The sequence below is a fragment of the Spartinivicinus marinus genome, from assembly GCF_026309355.1.
Taxonomy (GTDB): domain Bacteria; phylum Pseudomonadota; class Gammaproteobacteria; order Pseudomonadales; family Zooshikellaceae; genus Spartinivicinus; species Spartinivicinus marinus.
The window spans coordinates 295,637-321,947 of the sequence record NZ_JAPJZK010000001.1; the positions used below are offsets into that span (position 1 = coordinate 295,637).

26 protein-coding genes are annotated in these 26,311 nt (G+C 43.4%); 9 read left to right on the forward strand and 17 right to left on the reverse strand.

The window, feature by feature from the left end; all coding sequences use genetic code 11:
- Window positions 1–26 precede the first annotated feature (26 nt).
- From OQE68_RS01385 to leuC, 5 genes are all read right to left on the reverse strand, one after another.
- A complete protein-coding gene (locus OQE68_RS01385; protein WP_180568520.1) occupies window positions 27–2,930 on the reverse strand; it encodes a FimV/HubP family polar landmark protein in 2,904 nt (967 codons plus the stop codon).
- A gap of 430 nt (window positions 2,931–3,360) precedes the next feature.
- Entirely contained in the window at window positions 3,361–4,383 is a 1,023-nt protein-coding gene (locus OQE68_RS01390) for an aspartate-semialdehyde dehydrogenase (RefSeq protein WP_180568519.1), read from the reverse strand.
- Window positions 4,384–4,450: 67 nt separating this feature from the next.
- On the reverse strand, window positions 4,451–5,530 hold the full coding sequence (leuB, locus tag OQE68_RS01395; protein ID WP_180568518.1) for a 3-isopropylmalate dehydrogenase: 1,080 nt from the start codon (window positions 5,528–5,530) through the stop codon (window positions 4,451–4,453).
- A gap of 18 nt (window positions 5,531–5,548) precedes the next feature.
- Window positions 5,549–6,187, reverse strand: coding sequence for a 3-isopropylmalate dehydratase small subunit (gene leuD, locus OQE68_RS01400; protein WP_180568517.1), 639 nt, complete (start codon window positions 6,185–6,187; stop codon window positions 5,549–5,551).
- Window positions 6,188–6,197: 10 nt separating this feature from the next.
- Window positions 6,198–7,619: a 3-isopropylmalate dehydratase large subunit gene (leuC, locus tag OQE68_RS01405; RefSeq protein ID WP_180568516.1), complete on the reverse strand. Its 1,422-nt coding sequence runs from the start codon at window positions 7,617–7,619 to the stop codon at window positions 6,198–6,200.
- 172 nt (window positions 7,620–7,791) lie between these two features.
- On the opposite strand from leuC, the gene OQE68_RS01410 reads away from it, so the two are divergent.
- From OQE68_RS01410 to OQE68_RS01420, 3 genes are all read left to right on the forward strand, one after another.
- The gene (locus OQE68_RS01410) at window positions 7,792–8,667 is read left to right on the forward strand and encodes a LysR family transcriptional regulator (protein WP_180568515.1); all 876 of its coding nucleotides are present in this window, start codon (window positions 7,792–7,794) and stop codon (window positions 8,665–8,667) included.
- A 3-nt stretch (window positions 8,668–8,670) separates the two neighbouring features.
- Window positions 8,671–9,177, forward strand: coding sequence for a SixA phosphatase family protein (locus OQE68_RS01415; protein ID WP_180568514.1), 507 nt, complete (start codon window positions 8,671–8,673; stop codon window positions 9,175–9,177).
- Window positions 9,178–9,668: 491 nt separating this feature from the next.
- Window positions 9,669–10,694, forward strand: a complete 1,026-nt coding sequence (locus tag OQE68_RS01420) for a sphingomyelin phosphodiesterase (RefSeq protein ID WP_180568513.1) — start codon at window positions 9,669–9,671, stop codon at window positions 10,692–10,694.
- A gap of 93 nt (window positions 10,695–10,787) precedes the next feature.
- Here the strand turns inward: OQE68_RS01420 and aroC are convergent, their stop codons facing one another.
- Both aroC and prmB read right to left on the reverse strand, forming a co-directional pair.
- Window positions 10,788–11,885: a chorismate synthase gene (gene aroC / locus OQE68_RS01425; RefSeq protein ID WP_180568512.1), complete on the reverse strand. Its 1,098-nt coding sequence runs from the start codon at window positions 11,883–11,885 to the stop codon at window positions 10,788–10,790.
- Between the two features lie 11 nt (window positions 11,886–11,896).
- A complete protein-coding gene (gene prmB / locus OQE68_RS01430; RefSeq protein WP_180568511.1) occupies window positions 11,897–12,838 on the reverse strand; it encodes a 50S ribosomal protein L3 N(5)-glutamine methyltransferase in 942 nt (313 codons plus the stop codon).
- Window positions 12,839–12,942: 104 nt separating this feature from the next.
- On the opposite strand from prmB, the gene OQE68_RS01435 reads away from it, so the two are divergent.
- Together OQE68_RS01435 and folE are read left to right on the forward strand one after the other, a co-directional pair.
- The gene (locus tag OQE68_RS01435; protein WP_180568510.1) at window positions 12,943–13,560 is read left to right on the forward strand and encodes a Smr/MutS family protein; all 618 of its coding nucleotides are present in this window, start codon (window positions 12,943–12,945) and stop codon (window positions 13,558–13,560) included.
- Between the two features lie 42 nt (window positions 13,561–13,602).
- Window positions 13,603–14,145, forward strand: coding sequence for a GTP cyclohydrolase I FolE (folE, locus tag OQE68_RS01440; RefSeq protein WP_180568509.1), 543 nt, complete (start codon window positions 13,603–13,605; stop codon window positions 14,143–14,145).
- 225 nt (window positions 14,146–14,370) lie between these two features.
- On the opposite strand, the gene OQE68_RS01445 is transcribed toward folE, so the two are convergent.
- The 6 genes from OQE68_RS01445 to OQE68_RS01470 all read right to left on the reverse strand — a co-directional run bounded on the left by OQE68_RS01445 (window position 14,371) and on the right by OQE68_RS01470 (window position 19,201).
- A complete protein-coding gene (locus OQE68_RS01445; RefSeq protein WP_255490859.1) occupies window positions 14,371–15,381 on the reverse strand; it encodes a patatin-like phospholipase family protein in 1,011 nt (336 codons plus the stop codon).
- Window positions 15,382–15,415: 34 nt separating this feature from the next.
- Window positions 15,416–16,318 carry an alpha/beta hydrolase gene (locus OQE68_RS01450; protein ID WP_180568508.1) on the reverse strand — a complete coding sequence of 301 codons (903 nt, stop codon included), beginning with the start codon at window positions 16,316–16,318 and terminating at the stop codon, window positions 15,416–15,418.
- Window positions 16,278–17,075, reverse strand: coding sequence for an alpha/beta fold hydrolase (locus OQE68_RS01455; RefSeq protein ID WP_219340027.1), 798 nt, complete (start codon window positions 17,073–17,075; stop codon window positions 16,278–16,280). Before OQE68_RS01455 ends, OQE68_RS01450 begins: the two co-directional genes overlap by 41 nt.
- A gap of 129 nt (window positions 17,076–17,204) precedes the next feature.
- Window positions 17,205–17,693 carry a phosphohistidine phosphatase SixA gene (sixA, locus tag OQE68_RS01460; RefSeq protein WP_219340026.1) on the reverse strand — a complete coding sequence of 163 codons (489 nt, stop codon included), beginning with the start codon at window positions 17,691–17,693 and terminating at the stop codon, window positions 17,205–17,207.
- 131 nt (window positions 17,694–17,824) lie between these two features.
- On the reverse strand, window positions 17,825–18,175 hold the full coding sequence (locus OQE68_RS01465; RefSeq protein WP_180568506.1) for a DUF4389 domain-containing protein: 351 nt from the start codon (window positions 18,173–18,175) through the stop codon (window positions 17,825–17,827).
- Window positions 18,176–19,201 carry an NAD(P)H-dependent glycerol-3-phosphate dehydrogenase gene (locus tag OQE68_RS01470; protein ID WP_180568505.1) on the reverse strand — a complete coding sequence of 342 codons (1,026 nt, stop codon included), beginning with the start codon at window positions 19,199–19,201 and terminating at the stop codon, window positions 18,176–18,178.
- A 791-nt stretch (window positions 19,202–19,992) separates the two neighbouring features.
- On the opposite strand from OQE68_RS01470, the gene fabA reads away from it, so the two are divergent.
- A complete protein-coding gene (fabA, locus tag OQE68_RS01475; protein WP_180568504.1) occupies window positions 19,993–20,508 on the forward strand; it encodes a 3-hydroxyacyl-[acyl-carrier-protein] dehydratase FabA in 516 nt (171 codons plus the stop codon).
- Window positions 20,509–20,520: 12 nt separating this feature from the next.
- On the forward strand, window positions 20,521–21,735 hold the full coding sequence (fabB, locus tag OQE68_RS01480; RefSeq protein WP_180568503.1) for a beta-ketoacyl-ACP synthase I: 1,215 nt from the start codon (window positions 20,521–20,523) through the stop codon (window positions 21,733–21,735).
- 91 nt (window positions 21,736–21,826) lie between these two features.
- Here fabB and OQE68_RS01485 read toward each other — a convergent pair whose 3' ends face one another.
- Window positions 21,827–22,297 (reverse strand): hypothetical protein, encoded by a 471-nt coding sequence (locus OQE68_RS01485; protein WP_180568502.1) that lies wholly within the window; start codon window positions 22,295–22,297, stop codon window positions 21,827–21,829.
- Window positions 22,298–22,363: 66 nt separating this feature from the next.
- Entirely contained in the window at window positions 22,364–23,173 is an 810-nt protein-coding gene (locus tag OQE68_RS01490; RefSeq protein ID WP_180568501.1) for a substrate-binding periplasmic protein, read from the reverse strand.
- 175 nt (window positions 23,174–23,348) lie between these two features.
- On the opposite strand from OQE68_RS01490, the gene OQE68_RS01495 reads away from it, so the two are divergent.
- Window positions 23,349–24,563: a hypothetical protein gene (locus OQE68_RS01495; protein ID WP_180568500.1), complete on the forward strand. Its 1,215-nt coding sequence runs from the start codon at window positions 23,349–23,351 to the stop codon at window positions 24,561–24,563.
- Between the two features lie 41 nt (window positions 24,564–24,604).
- A complete protein-coding gene (locus tag OQE68_RS01500) occupies window positions 24,605–24,814 on the forward strand; it encodes a hypothetical protein (RefSeq protein WP_180568499.1) in 210 nt (69 codons plus the stop codon).
- 94 nt (window positions 24,815–24,908) lie between these two features.
- Here the strand turns inward: OQE68_RS01500 and OQE68_RS01505 are convergent, their stop codons facing one another.
- Together OQE68_RS01505 and OQE68_RS01510 are read right to left on the reverse strand one after the other, a co-directional pair.
- On the reverse strand, window positions 24,909–25,367 hold the full coding sequence (locus tag OQE68_RS01505; protein WP_180568498.1) for a DoxX family protein: 459 nt from the start codon (window positions 25,365–25,367) through the stop codon (window positions 24,909–24,911).
- A 47-nt stretch (window positions 25,368–25,414) separates the two neighbouring features.
- Window positions 25,415–26,191, reverse strand: a complete 777-nt coding sequence (locus OQE68_RS01510; RefSeq protein ID WP_180568497.1) for an HvfC/BufC N-terminal domain-containing protein — start codon at window positions 26,189–26,191, stop codon at window positions 25,415–25,417.
- Between the last annotated feature and the right edge of the window lie 120 nt (window positions 26,192–26,311).

Sequence of the window (26,311 nt, forward strand, 5' to 3'; positions counted from 1 at the left end):
GGTGAGGAAAATATTACTGATTATCGCTAGTCCATGCTATCCAACAGTCCCTGTGCTTCTTTTTTCTGTACATCATTACCTTCAGTCATGACTTCATCCAGAATATCCCGAGCACCATCCTGATCTCCCATATCAATATAAGCCCGAGCTAAATCCAGTTTTGTCGCCGCTTCATCGGCATCAGCCAGGAACTCATAATCCTGCTCTTGACCAGCAGGGGCTTTTGCTACTGCAGGCTTAGCTTGTACTTTAGGCTCAGCCACTGCTGTTGCAGTGCCGTGATCTTCTACTGGGGCAGGTCTTGTGACAGGTGCTTCAGCAGTTACATCCATATCGTCATCCATATCCAAGTCATCAATTGCCAATTCCGCCGCCAGGCTTTCAGTAGCTGCATCCAAGTCAGCCAGATTATCTTCCATTGCGTCAGAGTCTAAGATAAAGGCTTCCTCTTCTTCAGAGAGCCCCAGATTTTCAGCCTTAGTTAATGTTTCAGTCGGCGCTGGCTGCTCAACAGGAGGCTCGGGGGCTTTTGCTATCTCCGCTACTGGCTCTTCTATTGCTACAGGCTCTTCCAGATCAAGTGCATCTTCACTCAAGTCAAGCTCAAGGTCTTCCAGTGAGGTATCTAAACTCTCTTCCAGCTCAGTCGAGGTTGACTCCATATCCAAGCTCAGCTCATCATCCAAGCTAAACTCTTCTTCTGTAGGCAGTTCTTCTAAGTCACTCAAGTCAAGCTCTAAAGCTTTGTCCAGATCTTCAACTTCCGCTGAGGGCTCCAAATCTAAAGACAATTCATCAAGACTTTCTGCCACCTCTTCAGAGGCAACTTCATCATCCAGGCTTAACTCAAGATCAAGCTCATCTTCAAGCGCAGCAGGCTCTTCAATGCTTTCATCCAGGCTACCAAGATCTAAACCAAATTCTTCATCCTCAAGCTCTGCATCTAGACTCGTTTCCAAATCATCCAGACTTAGCTCATCTGTCTCAGCAGTAGTAGACAGTTGATTAAGCTCACCTTCTAAATCCAAGTCATCGAGGGATAAACTTTCATCAAGATCATCCATCGTCAAGGCTTCATCGGTTAGCTCCTGCTCTAAGCTAGCAAACTCATCTTTCTCCTCAGCAGCAATTCTGGGAGCTGCTGAAGCCAACGCATCACCAAACTTTGCTTTTAGCGCCTCAGCCTGTTGAATAGCTCCTTGATCAGCTAGCTCGTGCAACTCCTGTAGCTCTTGGCTGAACGCATTGGCATCTTGCATTTCGGCATACACTTCCAGCAGCTTCACTCGTAAGTCGCTACGAGAAGGTTCATCATTGATTACGTTACGTAACAACTGCTCTGCTTCAGAGAAACGCCCATAAGCAATATAGATATCAGCTTCACCGATTGGATCGGCTGTTTGCGGTGTTACAGGTTCTGTTGGCTCTTCCTCTGCCACTTCCAATGCTTCTTCAGCACCACCGCCGCTCACTCCGCTAACGACGGTTTGGTCCTCCCCCAGGCCTTCCTCCTCAAACTCTTCGTAAAACTCCTCATCTTCTTGCGCTCGCCGCCGAGACCAGAGGAATAACCCTCCAACTAGTATGACAATAACACCTCCCACCGTTCCTAATAACACCGGGCTCGCGAGTACTTGGTCAATAATACCCGGCTCTGGCTTAGGTTCTGGGGTAGTTTCTGGGGTAGTTTCTGGGGTAGTTTCTGGGGTAGTGGTGGGTTGAACAGGCTGTTTATCAACCACAACTTCTGGAGTCACTGCTTGCGTTGCTTGTTCAGCTTGTTCTTGCGCTTCTGCTAATTGCGTTTGCAAAGCAGCCAGCTGCTCATCTTTCAGGCTCAACAGGCGTTGTAGGGTGCCAATCTGGTCTTCCAACTCCTGCAGTCTTGCGCCTTGCTCTTCAATTTCCCGTTGTGATTTATCAAGATTTTCCTGAGCAAGTGACAGCTCATTCTTCAGCTCGCTCACTTGCGTATCAGAAACACCTTCAGGTTGTCCCGTATCCGCACCGGTTTCGTCTGGCTGGTTGGCTGTTGATGTGACAATGGTCAGTTTACCATCCTGTGTGGTTTCCGTTACCACTGGCTCAACATCAGTTCGAGGCGTCGCATCAATTTGTGGTGCAGCTAGTTCTGTTGTGCCTTGCTTCCATGCTTGATTTTGCTGCTTAATTTGGGTCACTGCATCACTAACAGACACATTTCTAACCCGCTGTTCATCCGGTAGTCGCAGTACCTTACCTTTCTTCAACAGATTAATATTGTTGTTGATAAAGGCATCAGGGTTATCCTGCTGCAAAGCCAACATCGTTTGTTGAACAGTAACTTGACTGGAAGGCTTAACTTTGGCGGCAATTTCATAAAGGGTGTCGTTTGCTTGAACCCGATAAGAATCCCCGCCCTGGAAGCCTGTATCAGTTGGGGTTGTTGTAACCGTGGTCGGTTCAGCTGTAGTCGGTGTTGCGACTGGAGCGGGACGCTCAGCCACTGGCTCAGCTGTAGCGGGTGCCTCAACCGCTGTTGGGGCTTGCTCAGTGAATGTCGGTGGATCTAGCAACACGGTGTACTCACGCAGCAATCGACCGCTGGGCCAGTGCACTTCGACTAAGAAGTTTAAGTAAGGCTCTCGAACTGGCTTATTACTGGAGACTTTGATGTAGGCAGAGCCGTTAGGACGAACCACCGTCGCAAACTTCATGTTGTTTAGAAAGAAAATTCTTTCTACACCCGCTCGGTTAAAGTCTTCTCGGGTAGCTAAATTGGGTAATATTTCATTAGCGTTCAGGTCTCTAATCTGGATGAGTTCAATTTCAGCATTCAAAGGCTGGTTGAGGGCGGATTTGAGGGCAATATCCCCAAGGCCCAGGGCATTTACTACCCCAGATGACAAGGCCCCGGTTGCAGCCATTGCCACTACAAGCTTGCGCACCATAATTCTCAATCCTTTATTATCATTTAGTCTTGCGATTTCTAAGGAGTTGGGTCTTTCTGCCATACACTTCACGACCAATTATTTGTTTCCCAGTTCTACTTGTTTTGGCTACTTGCCACTTGTTTTGGTAACCGCCTTAAAAACAAGCAAGTCAATACATTTCCCCTCGCGATCCATAAATTGATCCCAAACGATGAATACATAGACTTCCTGTGAATGCTGGGCGAGCTTGTAGAAAAGCAAGCTTTCTAACAAACTCAGCCTGAACGCGATTGGTCAATCTGTATATAACTATAAGACACAATGAGCAGGTAAGTAGCCCGCTTACCCACTCTATTCTTATCTTAGATTTGCAAATACAACAAAATGCTAGCCTTAACCGGTTAGACTAAAGCTAGAAATAAGGTTCAAATCGTTAAGTAAGTATCAATTATATATAGTCTTTTATCAATATCTCGGCAATTTGTACACTGTTAAGAGCGGCCCCTTTCCTTACATTATCCGCTACAACCCATAAATTGAGACCTCTGTCACAGGATATATCTTCTCTGACACGCCCGACGTAGACGGGATCTTCACCAGCAGCCTCAGTAACAGGTGTAGGATAACCACCATCTTGATGCTCATCTAACAGAACGACACCTGGTGCCTTTTTCAACAACTCCTGTGCCTGAGCAGCCGTAATCTTTTCTTTGGTTTCAATATGGACTGCTTCTGAATGACCATAAAAAACAGGCACTCTCACACAGGTTGGGTTAACCAAGATACCTTCATCGCCAAATATCTTTTTGGTCTCCCACACCATTTTCATCTCTTCTTTGGTGTAGCCATTTTCTTGAAAAACATCAATCTGTGGGAGCAAATTAAATGCAATCTGCTTAGGATAAACCTTAGCTTCTGCTCCTTTAGCATTCAATAAGGTGGCTGTTTGTGATGCCAACTCATTAATAGCGTCTTTACCTGTTCCTGAGACAGCTTGATAGGTCGCAACGTTTATACGACTAATACCAACTGCATCATAAAATGGCTTTAAAGCTACCAACATTTGAATCGTAGAACAGTTTGGATTAGCAATAATTCCACAATTAGTATAGTCCGCTACTTTTTCAGGATTAACCTCTGGCACCACCAATGGCACATTAGGGTCATAGCGGAAGTGGGAGGTATTATCTATGACCACACAGCTGGCCGCTGCTGCTTTTGGTGCGTATTCTGCCGATACACTTCCCCCGGCTGAAAACAAGCCAATTTGTACTTTGCTAAAATCAAAGGTGGCTAAATCTTCTACTACAACTGGCTTATTTTTAAATAAGATAGTACTTCCTGCAGAACGGCTACTGGCTAAAGGGTATATTTTACCCACAGGAAAATCCCGCTGCTCCAGTATCGACAACATAGCTTCACCGACTGCACCGGTTGCCCCAACCACAGCCACATCATATGTTTTAGTCATACGTGCTTACTTCCCATTAATGAGTTAATTAATTTTGAATAGGTATTAATTTTTTGCTGCGTAAAGGTTACAACGCTGCAACCACAGCATCCCCCATAGCCTTAGTCGACACTTGCCGGGTATCTGTTTCTTCTGTGTAAATATCAGCAGTACGTAAGCCATCGGCTAATACTTGCTTAACAGCAGCCTCAATTGCATCAGCGGGTTCTGGATAGCCCAGTGAATAGCGCAACATCATCGCAATGGATAAAATGGTTGCCAGCGGGTTAGCCACTTCCTTGCCTGCAATATCAGGTGCAGAACCATGGATTGGCTCGTACATACCCTTACCTTCAGCATTCAGTGATGCGGAAGGTAGCATACCAATAGAGCCTGTCAGCATTGCCGCCGCATCCGATAAAATATCACCAAACATATTACCTGTGACAATCACATCAAACTGTTTTGGGGCTCTTACCAGTTGCATCGCTGCGTTATCCACGTACATGTGGCTTAACTCAACATCGGGATAATCCTTAGCAACTTCTTCCATCACTTCTCGCCATAAGACAGTTGCTTCTAATACATTGGCTTTATCTACTGAACAAAGCTTACCCTGACGCTTTTGAGCTGCTTCAAATGCGACTTTTGCAATCCGACGAATTTCAGACTCGCTATACACATAAGTATTAAAACCCTGGCGCTCACCGTTGTCTAAGGTCTTAATACCACGAGGCTGACCAAAATAGATACCACCCGTCAGTTCTCGTACAATTAGAATATCCAAGCCAGCCACGACTTCTGGTTTTAAGGTGGAAGCATTTGCCAGTTGGGGATAAAGAATAGCAGGGCGCAAGTTACCAAACAGTTGTAGCTCAGCTCGTAAACCCAGTAAGCCTTTTTCAGGCCGTTTAGCCATTTCCAGCTGATCCCACTTAGGGCCGCCCACAGCACCTAATAAAATGGCATCGGCTGCTTTAGCTTGAGCCAAGGTCGACTCAGGTAATGGCACCCCCTCTGCGTCAATGGCCACACCACCCACCAAGCCTTCTTGCCAGTCAATCGCTAGCTGAAATTTATCTTTTACCGCTGCCAGTACTTTAATGGCCTCAGTAACGATTTCTGGTCCAATCCCATCACCAGGTAATACTAAAATTTGTTTACTCATTTAAATACCTACTTACCTTTAACTAAATAACCAGGGATTTTGCTGTTTATACTTCGCTTCAAATGCTTTAATTTTATCAGACTTCGCTAATGTAAGACCTATTTCGTCTAAACCTTTCAACAAGCATTCACGGCGAAAGTCGTCTACCTCAAAGGTAATGACACTACCATCAGGTTTGGTAATGGTCTGTTGTTCAAGGTCAACTGTCAGTTGATAGCCTTCCTGTACTGCTAGGCCCTGGAATAGCTGATCAACTTCATCATCCGCAACCACGATAGGCAAAATGCCATTTTTAAAACAGTTGTTGTAAAAAATATCCGCAAAGCTTGGCGCAATGACACAGCGAAAGCCGTAATCCAATAAAGCCCAAGGCGCATGTTCACGGCTGGAGCCACAACCAAAATTTTCCCGAGCCAATAAAATACTCGCCCCTTGGTAACGAGACTGATTTAACATAAAGTCTGGGTTCAACGGGCGGTTGCTACAATCCTGATCGGGCTTACCCTCATCCAGATAGCGCAACTCATCAAACAGGTTAGGACCAAACCCAGAACGCTTAATCGACTTTAAGAACTGCTTGGGGATGATCATGTCAGTGTCAACATTGGCACGATCTAAAGGAGCCACCACGCCAGTTAATTGGGTAAATGCTTCCATGGGTTACTCCTTAGTCAATCGCTCTAATATCAACAAAATGGCCATAAATAGCCGCTGCTGCCGCCATTGCCGGACTCACCAAGTGGGTCCGCCCACCAAACCCTTGCCTGCCTTCAAAGTTACGGTTTGAAGTCGATGCACAGTGCTCACCACGGCCCAGTTTGTCGGCATTCATGGCTAAACACATTGAGCAACCAGGTTCACGCCATTCCAAACCGGCTTCAATAAAGACTTTATCCAGCCCTTCCTGCTCAGCTTGCTCTTTCACCAACCCTGACCCTGGCACCACCATTGCCTGCTTAACATTGGCAGCGACTTTTTTACCTTGAACGACTTTGGCCGCTTCTCGCAAATCTTCAATTCGCGAGTTAGTGCAAGAACCAATGAATACACGGTCCAGCTTGATATCAGTGATTGGCGTTCCTGGTTTTAGCCCCATATATTCCAGAGCGCGTTGGATACCTTCTTTACGGGTAGGATCTGTTTCGTCTTGAGGATCAGGGACACGACTCACCACGGGTGCCACCATTTCTGGCGATGTACCCCAAGTGACTTGTGGTTGAATCTCTGCTGCCGCTAGTTCTACCACCTTGTCGAAATGAGCGCCATCATCAGACACCAACTGTCGCCAACTGGCTACAGCTTGTTGCCACTGCGCTTCGCTAGGGGAAAATGGTCGGCCTTTTACATAATCAATGGTCGTTTGGTCGACAGCCACCATGCCTGCCCGAGCTCCTGCTTCAATGGCCATATTACAAATGGTCATCCGCCCTTCCATTGATAACGAGCGAATCGCAGAACCACCAAACTCAATGGCATAGCCTGTACCACCCGCCGTACCAATTTTACCGATAATGGCCAGCACGATATCTTTTGCCGTAACAAAAGGAGACAGCTTGCCCTCAACCTTCACCAGCATGTTTTTCATTTTCTTCGCCACCAAACACTGGGTAGCCAATACATGCTCTACTTCAGAAGTACCAATACCATGAGCTAAAGCTCCAAAAGCCCCATGAGTAGAAGTATGAGAGTCACCACAAACCACCGTCATTCCAGGCAGTGTTGCCCCCTGCTCAGGCCCCACCACATGAACAATGCCTTGCCGGCGATCCTTCATGGCAAACTCAGTAATACCAAATGACTGGCAGTTATCATCCAGAGTTTTCACCTGAATTTTTGATACTGGATCAAGGATGCCATCAATCCCTGCCTGACGTTCAGCAACTGTCGTAGGTACATTGTGATCAGGGGTTGCCAGGTTAGCATCACGTCGCCAGGGTTGACGGCCAGCCAGCCTTAGTCCCTCAAAGGCCTGTGGCGAGGTCACTTCGTGCAATAAATGGCGGTCAATGTATATCAGCGCCGAACCATCATCTTGCTCAGCCACCAAATGCATCTCCCACAACTTGTCGTATAGGGTTTTAGCAGTCATTTTTCGTTATCCTCATCAGAGCCACCAGGGTACTTTTGCAGGGCTTACATACCCTGTAATGCTTTTCATATGCCTGTTATATGCTAGGCTTAGCAGTCAAATAAAACAAATTAATAATTTTTAGATTGTCTATAAAAAATTGGAATACTAAATCAATCAAGCTTAACAACCTATGGATACACACTCTCTTAACGCATTTGTTGCGGTTGCTGAAAACGGTTCATTTTCAGTAGCCGCAGAAAAACTCCATCTCACTCAGCCAGCAGTAAGTAAACGCATTGCGGTACTCGAACAAATGCTCGATGCTAAATTATTTGACCGCGTTGGCCGCACAATTAGCCTGACAGAAGCAGGAAAAGTGTTATTACCCAAGGCTTATCAGATAATCAGCACCATTGCAGATACACAGCGTGAGATTCAAAATTTAACCGGTAACATCTCAGGCACCCTGACCCTGGCCACCAGCCACCATATTGGCCTACATCGCCTCCCGCCTTTACTAAAGCAATTTACCACTCAGTTCACTGATGTTGCTTTGGATATTAACTTTATTGACTCTGAATGGGCCTATGAGGGTATTCAGCAAGGGCAAGTAGAGCTAGCGGTAATTACCTTAGCGCCTACTCCTAGCACGAATGTCACTTCAGAAAAAATTTGGGATGACCCATTGGTATTTGTTGCTGCACCAGACCATCCGCTGGCTAAACAAGCGCAGCTAACGTTAGAGGACTTAATTAATTACAGTGCTATTTTCCCAGGTAGCAATACTTTTACTCACCATATCGTGAAATCATTATTTAACGAAGCGGGTTTACACCTTAACATTGCCATGGCCACCAACTATTTAGAAACCATTAAAATGATGGTTGCCGTAGGGCTGGCCTGGAGTGTGCTGCCACAAGCAATGGTAGATGATAGTCTTAGAATATTACCTATAAACACCCAGTCTATTAACCGACAGTTGGGCTATATTCATCATCCAGAGCGAACACTGTCAAATGCAGCCAAGGCGTTTATTGAGCTATTACAAGCTGCTAAAGGAACTTAATAAATGAAGGAACTATTACTAGTACGCCATGCCAAATCCAGCTGGAAAGACGACTCACTGGCTGACTTTGATCGGCCTTTAAACAAACGGGGCAAAAAAACCGCACCCTTAATGGGACAGCTATTAGCCGACAAGCACTGGCACCCTGATCGCGTATTTGCCAGCCCAGCAGCCCGAGCCAAGGCCACGGCAGAATTACTATTGCCCGCGCTAGCGATTCCCCCTGACCAGGTTGATTGGTACCCAGCGCTTTATGATGCCTCAGCAAAAGCGATTTTCAATGTCATTAAACAAGCACCTGCTGCCTGCCAGCGATTAATGATTATTGGTCATAACCCTGGCATTGAAGAAACCATCGAAACCTTAGACCCCAAATTCAGCGAGATGATACCCACCTGCTGTGTTACCCGCATCCGCTGCAATATTAAAAACTGGCAGGAAATTAGTAAAAAATGTGGTGAAGTGATGGACTGTTTAAAACCCAAAGAGGTATTGGCGGAATTAATTTAACGGGTTTATCACTATCAACACGAATATTCAGACAACACGAATATTCAGATCACTTTAGCCTTATTAAGCCCAGCATAAACCAAAGATAGAAACTGTAAGCAAAGCGTTGTAAAGATAAGATTGACACAGGCATCTATCTTTGGAATGTAAAGGACACCTCTCATAATTTACCGCCCCTGGCATTTTAGCAAATTCACAAGACTTTACTTTGCAGGCATACCGGTTCGAAATTCTTTAATAGCATGTTCAATCAAATAACGCTAACTCTTTGATTCAACAATAAACCCTGAATTTTTTATATTGTTTTGTGAGAAAAAATGCTGCAACCAACCAAAACCGAATAAATAACAATCATGCCTAATGGGATTAATTTTATTTATTCCAAACTGATATGAGAGGTACGTTTACACAAAAAAGTGATCTGTATAGTATCTAACCTTCACAGTGCGCACTTAATTAAATAAATAATACAACTGGTTTGAAGGTGTACCATGACATTATTTAATATTAAAAAGCGCATTGCTTTTTTGGTTTTATTAGTACCACTTTCTCTTTTATTTTCCTCTGTTTCCAACGCCGCTACCTCACTTCGCGTGATGACTTTTAATATCATGCAATTAGGCTATCAAAACTGGGACCAAAGTAATCGGCTGCAACGTACACCCAATGCTATTCGACAATTAAATAATTTACCTGATGTTATTATTTTTAATGAAGCATTTACAGATAGTGCATATTCAACAATTACCTCTCATTTAGCAGACCTTTATCCCTATAGCACACCCGTAGTCGGACAAAGTTGCTCTGGCTATGGCTGGCATTCCCTCAATGGTGATTGTTCTAGTAGTGCCGTTGTGATTAGAGGCGGCGTATTTATTATGAGTCGTTATCCTATAACTGAGCAACATGCTTATATCTATCGAACTTCCCACTCTAAAACCTGGGACTATTGGGCTAACAAAGGCGCTGCGTTAGTTAAAATCAGTAAAAATGGCATGACATTTAATGTGGTCGGCACTCATTTGCAAGCGGATGAAAATGATGCACCCGATGCCCATAATTATCGCATGAATCAATTAAAAGAAATGAATAGTTGGATTAAAAATACGTTGCAGGTACCTTCCTACCAGCCGGTCATTATTGCCGGGGATTTAAATGTCGAGTTTAGTAAGTCCCAGCATGTCAATGATATGAAGGCAGCTTGCCAATGCCAACTTAATTACATTCAATCAAACTATGGTTCATTTTCTTCCAGCACCAATTGGGTAGCGAAAGCCAACGCTTATTCCAGTGGATTCAGCTTATTTTACAATGACACTTTAGACTATGTGATGAGTCATAACGGCTATAAACAGCCTCGTAGCACTACTAATATGGAAGTTATTCCATTAAAGTCAGATCAAAGCTGGTACTGGAGTTATTTAAGCGGTAGCTGGGGACAGGGTATTTACAGTAATGGTTACTATAGCGACTTATCAGACCATTACCCTGTGGTTAGTACTTTCACCTATTATTAAGCTTTTAAAAAAATTAAACTCACAAAAAAAACCACCTTATAATAACGGTGGTTTTTTTTGTAGAATAAATTCAAATATACATAAAACGTCTTACTATTTAACCTCTCCTGAAATTACCGGCGTGGGTGATACCACATCAGCATTTTGAGCTCGATGGCGCAGCCAATGATCCATTAATACCAGCGCTAACATGGCTTCGGCAATAGGTGTGGCTCGGATACCAACACAAGGATCATGACGACCTTTGGTCACCACTTCGATCGGTTGACCATGAATATCGACACTTCGCCCTGGTAAATGCAGGCTGGAAGTGGGCTTTAAAGCCATCCGGGCCACAAGGGTTTGTCCAGTGGAAATACCACCTAATACGCCACCCGCATGATTTGATAAAAAACCTTCTGGGGTTATTTCATCCCGATGTTCAGTGCCTTTTTGATTGACCACGGCAAAGCCATCACCGATTTCCACCCCTTTAACGGCATTAATACTCATTAGAGCATGGGCAATGTCTGCATCCAACCGGTCGAAAATAGGTTCACCTAAACCGGGGATTAACCCTGACGCCATCACGGTCACTTCTGCACCGATTGAGTCTCCCGATTTTCTTAGCGCTTGCATATAGTCTTCAAGCTGAGGGATTTTGTCAGGATCAGCGGAAAAAAACGGGTTTTGGTTAACCCCACTCATATCCACACAGTCCAGCTCAATTGGACCTAATTGAGATAAGTAGCCCTGAATAATAACTCCTTGCTGGGCCAGGTATTTTTTGGCAATAGCCCCCGCAGCAACTCGCATGGCTGTTTCTCTGGCAGACGAGCGACCACCGCCACGGTAATCACGAAAGCCGTATTTTTGGGTATAGGTATAGTCTGCATGGCCAGGGCGAAACTGGTCTTTGATATTGGAGTAATCCTTTGAGCGCTGATCCGTATTTTCAATCACCAGCCCTATCGGCGTGCCTGTGGTTTTACCCTCAAACACCCCCGATAAAATTTTTACCTGATCTGGCTCCCGACGCTGAGTGGTAAATTTAGACGTACCTGGCTTACGGCGATCCAGTTCCAATTGCAAATCGGCTTCACTAACCGGCAACCCTGGTGGGCAACCATCAACTATACAGCCTAAAGCAGGGCCATGACTTTCACCAAAGGTAGTGACCGTAAATAACTTACCAAATGTGTTTCCTGACATTGTTCTTATACCTAAACTGCTTTATTAATCTGAGTTTGGAATACTGGCTGAAATTGTTTGCAGTCCGCAGCACTCAATACAAACACACCATGGCCTCCCTGTTCAAACTCCACCCAGGTAAACGGCACCTGTGGAAACTGTTCTTCTAACGCCCACTGACTATTACCCACCTCTACCACTAATAGCCCATCATCGGTTAAGTAGTCAGCTGCTTTTGCTAAAATATGTTTGACTAAATCTAACCCATCATCACCCGCTTCTAACCCCAGAGCCGGCTCATGATGAAACTCAGCTGGCATATCTGCCATATCTTCAGCATCCACATAAGGAGGATTGCTCACGATCAGTTGGTAACGATGCTGAGATAATGCTTGATATAAATCAGATTGCACCAGTGATACTCGGTGAGCCAGCTCATGCTGGTCAACATTAATGGTCGCCACCTGGAGTGCATCTGTTGAAATATCCGCTATATCCACTTGCGCCTCTGGAAACGCATAAGCACAGGCAATACCAATACAGCCACTGCCTGCACATAAATCCAGCACACGATCAACGGAGCTAGCGACCAGCCAAGGACGAAACTGGTTATTAATTAATTCAGCAATGGGCGAGCGAGGAACCAGCACCCGCTCATCTACATAAAAAGGTAACCCACAAAACCAGGCTTGATTGACCAGATAGGCTGTTGGAATTCGCTGCTCAATTCGCTGATTAATTAAAGAAGCGACATGCTGCTTTTCATCATCAGTTAAATGACAATCAAATAATGGCTGCTCTATATCCCAGGGTAGCGCCAAACTTTGTAACACCAAATGCACAGCTTCATCCCAGCTGTTATCTGCACCATGGCCATAAAACAAATCGGCCTGATTAAATCGGCTATAGGCCCAGCGGATAAAATCTCGGATGGTAGTTAACCCTTGAAACGATGGGGTTTGTTGTAGCTGCACAAAAATACTCCAGCAAAAATATGATCTATTTTAAAAGGTAGCCTTGAGTGAAAGCATTAGAGCCGCTATTGTAGCGCAATTTAGATATATTGTATTAAAGCAGTATGCCAAAGCAGCCGAAAAACACCACTCCCCCTCCATTACCAGCCAATGAAATTGCAGAATTTTTGGCTGAAGTGCATGATGTGGATTTTGTTTTTCAACCAGCCACTGTCGCTATCCCCTCAGAGCTGCCAGAACCATCAGCCACCCAACAAGCTAAACAACAAGCGGCAACTGTCGACACCAACGGTGTAACTGTAGATGGTTTGTCTGAAGGTTATGTTCCACTAATTGGGCCTGAAGAAAAAGTAGAGTATTACCAGCCCGGTATCCAGTTAGGTCACTTCCAGCAACTGAAGCAGGGTAAGTTTTCAATTGATTACCAACTGGACTTACACGGTTATCGTATTGATGAGGCCCGCAAGCTTGTGGTTGAATTTTTACAGTTTTGCCAACGCCAAGGTTATCGCTGCGTCAAAATCATTCATGGCAAGTCCCATCGCAACTTTGGCAAACGCCCTACCTTAAAAAGCTACCTGAATACTTGGCTCAGGCAACTACCCAATGTAATTGCCTTTTGTACCACTCCCGCCCATGCCGGTGGTAATGGTTCAATGTTCATTCTGCTTAAAAAAAAGGGGGGCCGTAAAAGGCAAAAAAATACTTTACCCGTTAGTTAGCTTAACGTAGGGTATGCCTTCAAATTTAGGCAAGGTTACATCATGGAACAGGCATTTAGTAAAATTATCGAAGCCATTGGCGAAGATGTCAGCCGTCCTGGTTTAAAAGACACTCCAGCGCGTGCTGCCAAAGCAATGCAGTTTTTAACTCGCGGCTATCAACAAAGTCTTGAGGAAGTCGTTAATGACGCATTGTTTCCTTCTGATAACGATGAGATGGTGTTAGTAAAAGACATTGAGCTTTATTCGCTTTGTGAACATCACCTGTTGCCTTTTATTGGCAAGTGCCATGTCGCCTATTTACCAACAGGCAACGTCTTAGGTTTATCCAAAGTTGCCCGCATTGTTGACATGTTTGCCCGCCGCCTGCAAATTCAAGAAAACATGACCCGACAAATTGCCGAAACCATTGAGCAAGTGACAAATGCCAAAGGAGTTGCGGTGGTGATTGAAGCCAAGCATATGTGCATGATGATGCGAGGCGTTGAAAAGCAAAACTCCGTAATGAAAACCTCTGTAATGCTGGGTCAATTCAGAAAAAGCGAAAATACCCGCTTTGAGTTTTTATCGCTGATTAAAGATTAAGTAAGACGAAATATTTTCGCAAAAAGCTAGCGGATATGGGGTGACAGGGTGTTCATAGCTAAGGCATGGATGCCTTTTTAGCGCTTGATGGGCCAGGGATGGCACTTCAAGCGCGGCGGAAGAATATCCTGTTATTCCATATCGGACACTAGACTTATTTTCAACACCCTTTCGCGACGCCATCAAAAGGAGAAGGCACTAGCAGTGTAGTTTTGCCACCCCCAACTACCGAATCACCACTTTGCCGCCATTTCCATTATTCTTCCCGCCATTTTCCCGCTGATGAGCTTCAAACCGATCCAACACATCCCTAGCAATCACCTGCCCCATTTGAATTAGCTCTGGCCCTTTATGAAACTCATAAAAGCGGCAAATACTTTTGGGAATACCGATTAAAACATCCGGCGGATGTGCCGCCAGCTTGTAACGTGTTAATGCGCCCTGCATCGTTTCCAAAGACTCGTTGATAATATCCAGCATCCCCCGCTTTAACACGGGGTCGTCCCCTTCTACGACACTGGTAAATTCATCTTTACGCGACTCACGAAACCCTTGAGTACGCAACTTTAGCTGAGCAAACCAGCGATCAAGAGCTGTCGGCGCCTGAGGCTGAACCACTACCTGTTGACTAGTAGGCAGATCAAGCCCATCATCATCAGCACTTAAGTCAACCGCAACAATTAAGTCACTATGGGCAGATACCGTTGGGGCAATAGGCAGCGGGTTTAATACGCCACCATCAACAAATAGTCGTGACCCAATTCGAACTGGAGTAAAAATACTGGGTATGGCAATGGAAGCACGTATGGCTTCAAGCAAGGGGCCAGATTGGAACCACACCTCACGTTGTGCTTCTAAATCAGTGGCAACTGCCGTATAAGGGATTGGTAGCGACTCAATGGCACAGTCACCCACCATTTCCCGCAATACCTCAAATACTTTATTGCCTTTTAAAGCCCCCTGACCTTTTAAGCGCAAATCCAACAGCCTTACTACATCAAGGGTGTTCAACTCACTTACCCAAGCTTCAAAATCAGACAGTTTGCCAGCGGCATAAATACCACCCACTAATGCCCCCATTGAACAGCCAGCGATACATTTAATTTGATAACCACGACTCGTGAGTTCTTCTATGACACCAATATGGGCATAACCTCTTGCTCCACCACTACCCAATACTAACGATACTGTTTTTTGCATATTAGCGATGGTAACGATCTCTTGTGTACTACTCATAGGGTTTTACATTGCTTCATTAAGATAACCGTTGTTATTCACTCAGCCAGTGATGGATTTCATCAGCGATTGTTCCTACTGTTTCCTGCTCTAAGTGAAAATGATGATGGCCCGGAACGACGATACAAGCGGCTTCAGCCAACCAATGATTGGCACACTGTTGTAGTTTATCGGGAAAGAGTCCTTGTTCTGCCACCAGTAATAAAAGTTTAGCTTGAATTGCTTTGATAAAAGCACCTGCTTGGTTTTCTGTTAAACGCCAACGTGAAGGTAATTTTAAACGCGAGTCATAACGCCAGCGATAACTACTGCCACCTTGCACTGGCTCAAGCCCATAAGCTGTCAGCAGCCAAGCCGCTTCAAAAGACAACTTACCTTGTAGCTGTCTTATTTTTACTGCTTGTCTGACCGATTCATAACTACGGCTTGATTTAACTAAAATAGGCTCTTGCTCTAAGGTTTTGCGCAACTGTTGGGGAGTATCTTCATCACGGCAGGTAAATGGAATTAGCCCATCTAATAAAATTAGCCGCGCTACTTTTTCTGGGTAACAGCCTGCATACATAGCCGAAACGATGGCCCCTAACGAGTGCCCAATTAATGATGCCTGATCAATATTCAACCCCATTAAAATAGAACGAATATCAGCTACATAATCCCATAATAAATAAGCACCTTCCCCAACCCTAAAATGGCTCTTACCATGCCCAGTTAAATCAACAGCAATAATATGCTGGTCTGGTAACTGTGCGGCTAGCTGAGCAAAACTGGCTGCATTATCCAGCCAACCATGAAAAGCCAGCCAAGGCGCTTTATCGGCGGGCCCCCATGCCAATCCAGCCCAGGTTTGTCCTTGATGTTTGATGGTAATAGGCCGCGCTGTATTTAACGTTGTTTCAATTAAAGGGGAAACCAGGCCGGAGCTGTTGTATTGCATGAATGATTTGTCCTGCTGTGCCAATAGGGTCTTCCAAAGGAAACATGTGGCTACCTGCCACTTCACGTACATAAAAATTTCGCTGCCGACGCATCATAGACACTTGGTGCCGTCTTATGACATCGCTTTGTTTTCCATAAACCAACGCTGTTGGCACTTTATAGTGTTTGCTGAGTTTAATATGAGGAATAGTTCGATAGATAGAGACTTCTATTTCAGGGTCATACCTTAAGGCAACACCTGTATTATGATCAACTAGCCCATGTTCAACATAATCATCCAGGCACTGTTCTGTAAATTGGGCAAATAAAGACCGTTTTGAAAAATACTGCTTAGCTTCTTCCCTGCTCACCCAAAGGTTTCTTCTACCTTTGGTTCGTCCCGCTGGAGTAATCTTATCAATCAGCCCCAGCCGTTTTGCCAGATTAACAATTGAGCAGTCCAGGGCTGTTAATACTGGCGAGTCTAATAAAATAACCGCTTTAAATAAGTGGGGTTGTTGCTCTGCAGCAAAAGCAGATAACACCCCGCCTAACGAATGGCCAACGGCTATCACTGGCCGTTGATGACGTTGCTTTATGGTTTCAATTAATTCATCCACCAGCCCCAACCAGTTATCAGCAACAGGAAAGCGGGGGTTGTGGCCATGCAAAGACAAGTAATCAACACTAAGACCACGCTGCTCTAGTGCTTGAAATAACGCTTGATAGGTTTCACCAGGGAAACCATTCGCATGAGAAAAGTGAATAGGAGTCAAAATGCAGCTCCGCTAACATACAGTCATTTAAAACATATGTTAGCTTACTACAAATCAAGCTTGCTTTATCTATTTTTGACTCACTAGTGCTATATCTTTCACTAAAGCAGGCTATTAAAACCGCAATACTTACTGCACCCGAAGCTGTTTGAGTAATTGACAGCATCCTGCTGCTATCACTTCAGCTTCAAGGACAACCACATCAGCGGTCATAAAAGTAAAAGCCCGCTGTTGATGTCCCTCAACCAGTAAGCTGGTCAATACAGCCACTAGCGGCAAGTGACTCACCACTAATATACAGCCTGTGTCGAGCGATACTTCACCCGAATTTGCTTTGTCATCAAGTGCTTGTAATGCTGTCTGAGGAGAGTCATTTGGGGTTAACGAGCCCAGTGTTTTTACCTTAACCGCTGGCGCTATTGCTTGTGCCACTAGTTCTGCAGTTTGTTGGGCACGTTGCAAAGGACTAGCAATAATTTGATCTGGAATCAGCTGTTCCTGCAGCAGCTGGTTTGCCTGCTGTTGCACTTGTTGTACACCTTGCTGAGTCAAGACTCTTGCTGCATCAGGTATAGTCATGGCAGCATCACCATGACGCATAATCAATAGCTGCATCATTTCTTATTAAATATCTGTTTTCTAGTTTCCTAGTTTCCTAGCATTACTCAACAAGAGCCTACTGGTTTGCCACCCTGTTAGTTATTAGCTGCCTTTTCACCATTGGCAGCACTGTTTAATGCGGCTGAGGGCTACTTATTTGCAATTGGTGCATCTTCATCAGGCGCAGGCTGTTTTAAATGAGCTGAAGGTTTTCCAACTTGCGCTGAAGGCTCTGGCCAGTCTTGAAAAGGAAACGGCTTCTCGTCAGTTTTGTAAGTAATAAACTGGAGAATTTGGAAGATAAACCGATTCACCCCATCAGCAAATTGGGTCAGTTTTTGGTTTGGTTCACCAGTAAACAGCGAAAATAGTATTTGAATTATCACTATAAATAGCACTACTAACTCTGCAACTTGATAGGCTATCCCGTAGAGTACGATAAACAATACCCTTAGCCATTGGGAGTCTGACTTGATATTCTGTTTTACCAACTGATCCATTTACTGCCTCGCTAATAGTTCTGTGACACTAAAGTCAACATCTGTCTTTTGTTCTCCCAGCATTAAGCTGCGGACAACTTTTTCAACCGGCTGCTTCATTACAACCACTTCATAAAGACCCGACACTAGTGGCATATAAACCCCTATTTGATCTGCTTGATCTTTCACCAGTTGTAGGGTATTGACGCCTTCTGCTATCTGACCTAATGCAGCCTCAGCATCTTCCAAGGATTTCCCCTGACCCAATGCCATCCCCACCTGAAAGTTTCGACTAAGAGGTGACATACAGGTCACAATTAAATCACCCACTCCAGCCAAACCTATAAAAGTCATGGGATTTGCCCCCATGTTTACAGCAAATCGGCTCATTTCTGCTAATGCACGGGTAATCAACATGCTTTTGGTATTCGCCCCCATCCCCATTGCTTCGGCCATACCAGCCACAATGGCATAAATATTTTTCAGGGCCCCACCCAGCTCTACCCCAAACATGTCGTCATTACCATACACACGGAAATAGTCGCAATGTAATACTGACTGAACCAGCTGACGCAGCTCATTATCTGCACTGGCAATCACGGTAGCAGTCAGCCCCTTTGCCATAATTTCTTTTGCCAGGTTAGGTCCACTTAACACACCCACCTTCGCCGTTGGAATCTCTTGTTGAAGAATTTGGCTCATCAACATAAAACTGTCAGCCTCAATACCTTTAGTGGTACTGACAATACACTTACCCGCCAGTTGTTGTTGAAGAGGGTGAATAGTGGCACGAAAGGCTTTGCTGGGGGTTGCAATAAAAACCAGCTCAGCATCCGCTACTGCTTGAACCGGGTCTGTCGTAGCAATAAGAGCAGGGTGTAACGGGTAATCAGGAAAATAACGATTATTAACATGTTGATGATTAATATGATCAGCTAATTGGTGATCACGCAGCCATAGCTTGACCTGATGGCCATTATGACACAGGATATTTGCAATGGCAGTACCAAAACTACCACCACCTAATACTGCAACTATTCGCTTCATCTGCCGTTCTCTTTAGAGCTTTCATTAGGGCTTTCGTTAGGGCTTGCTTCTAGAGCTTTTTTATACCGCTTTAAAATATCTCAAGCATAACACAGTTGAGGCCTGCTTTTTAGCAAGGCCAACATACAAGAAGTAGTCAATCACCCATGTGCACTTTTTTCCACTCCACTCTCGCTAGCAAGTGTCGCAATCTAGCTGGCCAGCCTCAACTACCTTCAGAAATAAGACTGCTGTTTCCTCAATATCAGCTAATATTTATATTTCATTCCTGAGGCCCGTTCAATACAAGCAACTGATCATTAATCAAACAACACCAACAAAATTAAAACAGCTGTTTTCATTCCAATCTGGCGCTAGCTGGATAATTATTATAAATTGCAGCCCCAAATCACTATTCATTACAGGTAGAAACAACTTATTCATTATGAAAGACTATTTGCTGTCACAGCTTATCCCGCTTAAAAGTGATCAAATATACAGCTTATAATAAGTAATACATGTGACAACCAATGGCCTGGCTAAACCAAGATAACCATGATGTCAGAATCATTAATTGTGTTTTAGTTAGATTAAAAAGTTGCAAACCCCATTAATTCCATAGGCATTTAGTGATATACTGGCAACCCATGAGGAAAATGATGAATAGTGACTCCCCAGCAACATGCATATCATTATTTAAGTTAACCATCCCACTTAAACTACCCTTTAAGCCCCGTGGATTAGCCTAACTTATTGCCAGATAACCCCAAATAAACATTGTTGTTGTATTGAACTTAGCTTAGGTATAGCGAATGACCCGTAAACATGCTTTTACCCGTGAAGAACTACTCCAATGTGGCCGTGGCGAATTATTCGGTCCGGGTAATGCACAATTACCAACCCCTAATATGCTGATGATTGATCGAATCACTCATATTGACGAAGTGGGCGGTGCCTATGGCAAAGGTGAAATTATTGCCGAACTCGATATTAACCCTGACTTGTGGTTTTTTTCCTGCCATTTCCCAGGCGACCCAGTGATGCCTGGCTGCTTAGGCTTAGATGCAATGTGGCAGCTAGTGGGCTTTTTCTTAGGTTGGAAAGGCTTACCTGGTCGTGGTAGAGCGCTTGGCAGCGGTGAAGTCAAGTTTACTGGGCAAATTTTACCCACCCACAAAAAAGTGACTTACCATATTAATCTGAAGCGGGTTATTTCTCGTAAATTGATTCTTGGTATCGCTGACGGTAGTGTAAGCGTTGATGGCGAACAAATTTACACAGCCGACACTTTGCGAGTAGGCTTGTTTACATCCACTGACTCATTTTAAGGCTAGCAAAACATGAAACGAGTAGTGATTACTGGCTTAGGCATTACATCTTGTTTAGGTAATGATAAAGAAGCAGTCCTTAATTCTTTAAAAGAAGGTCGCTCAGGTATTAAATTTAACCCTGCTTACGAAGAAATGGGCTTTCGTAGCCATGTAGCAGGCAGTGTTGATCTTGACCTAAGTGCTCATATTGATAGAAAACAAATCCGCTTTATGGGTAAAGCCGCTGCATTTGCTTATTTAGCAATGAAGCAAGCCATCGAAGATGCAGGTTTATCTGAAGAGCAGGTATCCAATCATCGTACCGGGCTAATTGCTGGTTCTGGTGGTGCATCTTCTGAAAATATCGTTGAAGCAGCAGATATTTTACGGAAAAAAGGCATAAAACGAGTAGGCCCTTATCGGGTACCTAGAACCATGGGTTCAACCGTTTCTGCCTGCTTGGCTACCCCCTTCAAAATCAAAGGTATCAACTACTCAATCACCTCAGCTTGTGCTACCAGTGCCCACTGTATTGGTAATGCTGTTGAGCAAATCCAAATGGGCAAGCAGGACATCGTCTTTGCTGGTGGTGGTGAAGAAGAGCACTGGTCACAAACTGCCTTATTTGATGCCATGGGTGCACTTTCATCTAAATATAATGCAACACCGGAAAAAGCATCACGCCCTTATGATGCGAATCGCGATGGTTTTGTTATCGCCGGCGGTGGCGGTATGGTTGTGGTTGAAGAGTTGGAACATGCTCTGGCCCGTGGTGCCAAAATTTATGCCGAAGTAGTGGGTTATGGTGCCACATCTGATGGCTATGACATGGTTGCCCCATCAGGCGAAGGCGCCATTCGTTGTATGCAGCAAGCATTAGCGACAGTTGACACCCCTATTGATTACATTAACGTACATGGCACTAGTACTCCTGTGGGTGATATCACTGAAATTAACGGCATGAAACGTGTGTTTGGTGACAAACTACCTAAGTTTAGCTCCACAAAATCCTTATCTGGCCACTCATTAGGTGCTGCTGGCGTACATGAAGCTATTTATAGCTTGTTAATGATGGAAAATAACTTCATTGCTGGCTCTGCTAATATTGAAACCCCAGACGAAGGTGTCAGTGGCTTGCCACTAGTCACTCAATCAGAAACAGCTACTTTAAATACCATCATGTCCAACAGCTTTGGCTTTGGTGGTACCAATGCCTCGCTTATTTTGCGTCGCTATGAAAAGTAACTAATTATCTGTGCTTTTAACACTAAAAAGGCAAACCTGTTTGGTTTGCCTTTTTTATTGCATGCTTACTAGAGCACACCCAAATGACTGCTTATTTTTTGGTTTCTAATACTTGTTGACTAGATTGCCCGCAAAATGCAAAAGATGATAGTTTTGCTTTTGCCTCCCTCAACGCTTTTGTACACTTACCAAGGGCGCTATGCTCAGTGGCAACAAGTTGATCACCTGCTACATCCACTAAGTAAACGTAGCGCATCCGACCACCAGCTCCCCGCCAGTGACTAAACTGTTGATCACTCATTGCACAGCGATAATCCGCAGTATAGCTAGCGCCGCGTACAGGTCTTAATACATGGTATACTTTATCCCACTGCCCTCTTCGGCCTTTCTTCAACTCTTCTTCACAAGCCGCATAATCCTTCATTTTTTTACTACCCAGAAAAGCAGCCTGGGCATAACTGGTTCCTTGCAATTGAAATTTACCAACTACATAAACATACGGCTCAGCAACAGCCACAAGACTCAAACAACTGCTAAAAAACCCTACTAGACACCGACGCATAGCTCAATATATCACTTTTCAACTAAAACAAGTGACGACATTATAGCGCAAAGTCTACTTGTTGAGTTACTTAAGCCACTTATCCATGATTGCCTGATATTGGCCGCTGGCTTTTAAAGCTTTTAATCGCTTTTCAAATTCCATTGCCACTTTTTCTATATCAGGGTACTTGGATTTTTTGACAAATGGCATAGGGTAAGGCTTTGAGTACAAAGCTACATCATAAAAACCAATATCCTTATTAAGCCCTAGTAATTTTGCTGTAAATTGCCCAATCACCTTGTCTGCAGCAAATACATCGACTCGGTTAGAGGCAAGCTTTTTAAAATTGACTTTTATATCAACCGCTCCTTTTAATTGCTTATTTAATTGCGATAGCTTTGCTCCATCATATTCTGTTGAGCCATCTTGGTAGGGAAAAGCTTTCCAAAAACTGGGATGATAAGAGTTACCATTAATAATCCCTACTTTCAGATCCTTTTCCACCACTGTTTTATAGCCTTCAAATTGATCAAGTTGATTGGCAGCATTATTGAAAAATACAAACTCACTCATCCACATATGTTCTTTAGGGTAAATTAGGTATGGTACTCTTTTTTCCTTAAAGCTGGTCGAGAAAACAGCATCTGCTTTTCCCTCTTCAACCATACTCCAAGCACGCTTCCATGGCAGCATTTTAAAAACAACGGGGATATTCATCTCCTTAAAAATATGAGTGGCAATATCCACATCAATACCTACCACCTTATCACCATCTTTGAACTCAAATGGCGGCCACTCCTCACCGACAATCAAGAATTCCTGTTGAGCACTTGCCTGTTGCAAAAAACCTGCTGTACCCACCATTACAAGCCATAATAAGATTAACCTAAACATCGTCTTCACCCTGCAGTAATCATGTAATCCATTATAGCCAAGCAATGCCATCTCGCGATTAATATCTAGATTTCCATAAGACACCCCTAATAATTGATATCTGAATCGATACTGCTACTTTTACCTTAATATACGCTGCACCTCATTATCTATTATGAAACACCTATAATGAAAAATGACAGAAGAAAGCGACGAAGAAACCAAACAGGATGTCGAACGCTTAAAGGAGGAAGTCTCTAAACTGATTGATGATATCGACCACTCTTACTATCGAATTCCTAAAGAAGAGTTCGAAAGCATTACTGTTTCAAAAATTACTAAAGATGTCAGCGAACAGCTGCATGGACGAATTTCAACATGGCGTAACTGGGTTGGCATTACAATTGTTGTGCTATCATTTTTTGGAATCAATCAACTACCCAAGCTGATCACAGAGGTAAAAGAAGATATTAACAAGGAAGTAGAAGAAAACATGGATAAGCATATCAAAAAATCCATTAAACCATTGGAAGATCGCCTAAGTTACAAGCTTGATACGCTCAACGAACAATACAAAGCGCTACATCGCGCCCAAGAAAATATCTTCCCTAAAGTCATCAGTACTGTGCAAGAAACAGCAAAAACTGCTACCAATAAAGAGTTTGAAAACATCAAATCACAGCTGCTCAGCCTACAAAAATCAGCATTAGAAATTGAAGTCGAAAAAATATTAAAAAATATAAAAGCAAAAAAAATCAGTTACTCAACAGCAGCCAAACAATTTAAAAGCCTAGTCAGCAGAGCACTTGAAACAAAAGATAAAAACTTCTTCCCTAAGTTTTTAGATAGCTATGTAAAGGTTTTAGTTAACGCCGAAAGATGGCTAGAAGTGCATAAACTACAAACTGAATTTGAGAAGGACTTCAGTTTCTCGTATTACACTTGGGTCAATATTGCAATAGCCGATATGTCACTTTATGAAAAAAGCCACTCCCCTCTCTACAAAGAAAGAGCCGTTTATGCTTATCATCAGGCACTCAATTTACTACCAGACTACGGCACCCCTTATGCCGTACGACTGATTCTTCATATGATTGACTATAATCGATCAAACAATAGTAGCATCAAAGAGAATGAAAAGACAGCTGCATTGAAGTTGATTAACAATATTAATGCTGGGAGAGATGTAATCACCTCTTATGAAACTTACAATTACTTAAACCGCATGAAAAGCGACCGTTACTTAAAAGAGTTTATTTTATCCTTAGAAGGCCTCTTTCCTAACGAAATGGAGATAATGAGAAGCCGCTATCAACAGGAACTCGATTATCTTAATAAGAAAAATAAAAAGCCTAAAACGGGTAATAAGCTTAGTATGGGGCAGCAAGAAAACTTCTTTATAGTAGGGTAATCTTATTTACCTTACTAATTAAATGATGAAGCCTCCTCTCAATGTTCTGGTCAAACTATACCGAGCTACCAGAGGGTACCATTGCGGGTTATTGCTGGCTGTATAAAGACAAACCGTTTCGTCTAATAAAGCCAGCAAAGTTGATTAGCAACCAATGCGGTTGCGAAAAAGGCTGGCAATTGATTAGTGCAGGTACCTCAACAAAAGCCACTTGTATTAAGTCTTCCAGTAAAAAAGCTGTTGAAATTTAGCATTATAATTTAATGAGTTATTTGAAATTTATTTCTAGTTACTCACAAAAAACCGGCCTTCAGCCGGTTTTTTATTTATTAAAAGCAACTATTATTAAACTATTCCCTGCTTCCATTTTTTCCATAAAAAATAATCAACCGAAATAGCGCCGCCGCCTCTAACCAATAAACTACCTAATATTATCATCCAGTAATAATGATCGGTTGAGTGACCTTCTGATCCGTAGGGAAATACGAATAATTCAATAACCAGTGTCATTAAAAATAATCCTGCCGCAGCAAAACGGGTACCTAGTCCAACAATAAGCAGCACAGATAAACCCAGCTCAGCGGCTGTTGCCATGTAGGCGGCGATAGTATGAGAGATAACTGGTACATTATATTCGTGCTCAAACAGCAATAGCGTCGTATCCCAGCTATCAAGCTTGGTATCACCTGAGCGCCAGAATACCAAACCAACATAGATACGCATGATTAAATCAACAACCGGTGCGAACCACACATTTGATATACAAGTCAACTGTTGCCAGCCTTTTAAAATATTTTGCCACATAACTTAACCTCTCCCAACAAAGCCTCTATTTGTTACTTTCTATAAAACTAAGCTTTTACCGGTTCTATTTCACTGAATATCCCCTGCAGGATGTATTGTTGAAGAACCTCGCCAATATTAATATTTTCATCCTCTACTAAAGCGGCTTGAATACTGTCATTAAAGTAAGCGCCCGCTTGAATACTTTTCAGAAGAATATATTCTGCTTTGGTAATAGGTTGCATAGAAAAATTATCCTGTTCTCGCATCACTAACAGGCAGTTTTCAGACTGACTAATATTCAACATCCGACTTGCTGCACCTGGTTGATTCGCTTGCCAAATATCAAGAACAGGATATTCGGAATAAACTAATACGACGGATGGCGCTAAACTGATTTTTAAGTCTACTGTCGATTCATCAGCCAAGGTACCCAAAACAGTTATATCTAAGGGTTTAACTAAAGGGCTTAAAAATGCAGTATGTGCTGCCCATTCCAACTTAGCTACTTCTGACAAATAAGGATAATCCTGTAGTGAGGGTTCCTCTTTCAGAAATAGTGCAAACGATTCCCCATAGCGATTAATATTAGCTTCTTTTGGTGGATGCTGTTTGATATAGTTGTGTGCAATGCTTTTAAACCGTCCTTCTCCCATTATTTCATTAAGCACCTGGTAAGTACTTTGTAGTGCTTGTGTAATATTACCAAAATGATTTTGCTGATAAATCGCTAGTTTTTCAGCTATATTACTTATAGATGACTGTGCAGAAAATTTTTTTATTGCTGCCTCATTTTCTCGAATACTATCTGAAAATAGGTGCAGCCAGTTATGCAGCGTACTCATGATTACATTTTAACCCTTCGCGAATGATCTTTATGGTTTGTTGTCGTCGCTGACCACCAAGGAAGGTGGAAATGCAGTTCATGCATTATGACATGGATGTCATGTATTAGGGCAATGCAG

Bases quoted from the DNA above. Each gene is read 5' to 3' on its own strand.
- OQE68_RS01450 (WP_180568508.1), bottom strand. From the start codon at position 16,318: ATGCAATACAACAGCTCCGGCCTGGTTTCCCCTTTAATTGAAACAACG.
- OQE68_RS01435 (WP_180568510.1), top strand. From the start codon at position 12,943: ATGCCAAAGCAGCCGAAAAACACCACTCCCCCTCCATTACCAGCCAAT.
- sixA (WP_219340026.1), bottom strand. From the start codon at position 17,693: ATGATGCAGCTATTGATTATGCGTCATGGTGATGCTGCCATGACTATA.
- leuB (WP_180568518.1), bottom strand. From the start codon at position 5,530: ATGAGTAAACAAATTTTAGTATTACCTGGTGATGGGATTGGACCAGAA.
- OQE68_RS01485 (WP_180568502.1), bottom strand. From the start codon at position 22,297: ATGCGTCGGTGTCTAGTAGGGTTTTTTAGCAGTTGTTTGAGTCTTGTG.
- OQE68_RS01390 (WP_180568519.1), bottom strand. From the start codon at position 4,383: ATGACTAAAACATATGATGTGGCTGTGGTTGGGGCAACCGGTGCAGTC.
- fabB (WP_180568503.1), top strand. From the start codon at position 20,521: ATGAAACGAGTAGTGATTACTGGCTTAGGCATTACATCTTGTTTAGGT.
- OQE68_RS01495 (WP_180568500.1), top strand. From the start codon at position 23,349: ATGACAGAAGAAAGCGACGAAGAAACCAAACAGGATGTCGAACGCTTA.
- OQE68_RS01490 (WP_180568501.1), bottom strand. From the start codon at position 23,173: ATGTTTAGGTTAATCTTATTATGGCTTGTAATGGTGGGTACAGCAGGT.
- leuD (WP_180568517.1), bottom strand. From the start codon at position 6,187: ATGGAAGCATTTACCCAATTAACTGGCGTGGTGGCTCCTTTAGATCGT.
- OQE68_RS01385 (WP_180568520.1), bottom strand. From the start codon at position 2,930: ATGGTGCGCAAGCTTGTAGTGGCAATGGCTGCAACCGGGGCCTTGTCA.
- OQE68_RS01445 (WP_255490859.1), bottom strand. From the start codon at position 15,381: ATGAGTAGTACACAAGAGATCGTTACCATCGCTAATATGCAAAAAACA.
- leuC (WP_180568516.1), bottom strand. From the start codon at position 7,619: ATGACTGCTAAAACCCTATACGACAAGTTGTGGGAGATGCATTTGGTG.
- aroC (WP_180568512.1), bottom strand. From the start codon at position 11,885: ATGTCAGGAAACACATTTGGTAAGTTATTTACGGTCACTACCTTTGGT.
- OQE68_RS01470 (WP_180568505.1), bottom strand. From the start codon at position 19,201: ATGAAGCGAATAGTTGCAGTATTAGGTGGTGGTAGTTTTGGTACTGCC.
- OQE68_RS01500 (WP_180568499.1), top strand. From the start codon at position 24,605: ATGTTCTGGTCAAACTATACCGAGCTACCAGAGGGTACCATTGCGGGT.
- OQE68_RS01420 (WP_180568513.1), top strand. From the start codon at position 9,669: ATGACATTATTTAATATTAAAAAGCGCATTGCTTTTTTGGTTTTATTA.
- OQE68_RS01465 (WP_180568506.1), bottom strand. From the start codon at position 18,175: ATGGATCAGTTGGTAAAACAGAATATCAAGTCAGACTCCCAATGGCTA.
- OQE68_RS01410 (WP_180568515.1), top strand. From the start codon at position 7,792: ATGGATACACACTCTCTTAACGCATTTGTTGCGGTTGCTGAAAACGGT.
- OQE68_RS01505 (WP_180568498.1), bottom strand. From the start codon at position 25,367: ATGTGGCAAAATATTTTAAAAGGCTGGCAACAGTTGACTTGTATATCA.
- fabA (WP_180568504.1), top strand. From the start codon at position 19,993: ATGACCCGTAAACATGCTTTTACCCGTGAAGAACTACTCCAATGTGGC.
- OQE68_RS01415 (WP_180568514.1), top strand. From the start codon at position 8,671: ATGAAGGAACTATTACTAGTACGCCATGCCAAATCCAGCTGGAAAGAC.
- OQE68_RS01510 (WP_180568497.1), bottom strand. From the start codon at position 26,191: ATGAGTACGCTGCATAACTGGCTGCACCTATTTTCAGATAGTATTCGA.
- folE (WP_180568509.1), top strand. From the start codon at position 13,603: ATGGAACAGGCATTTAGTAAAATTATCGAAGCCATTGGCGAAGATGTC.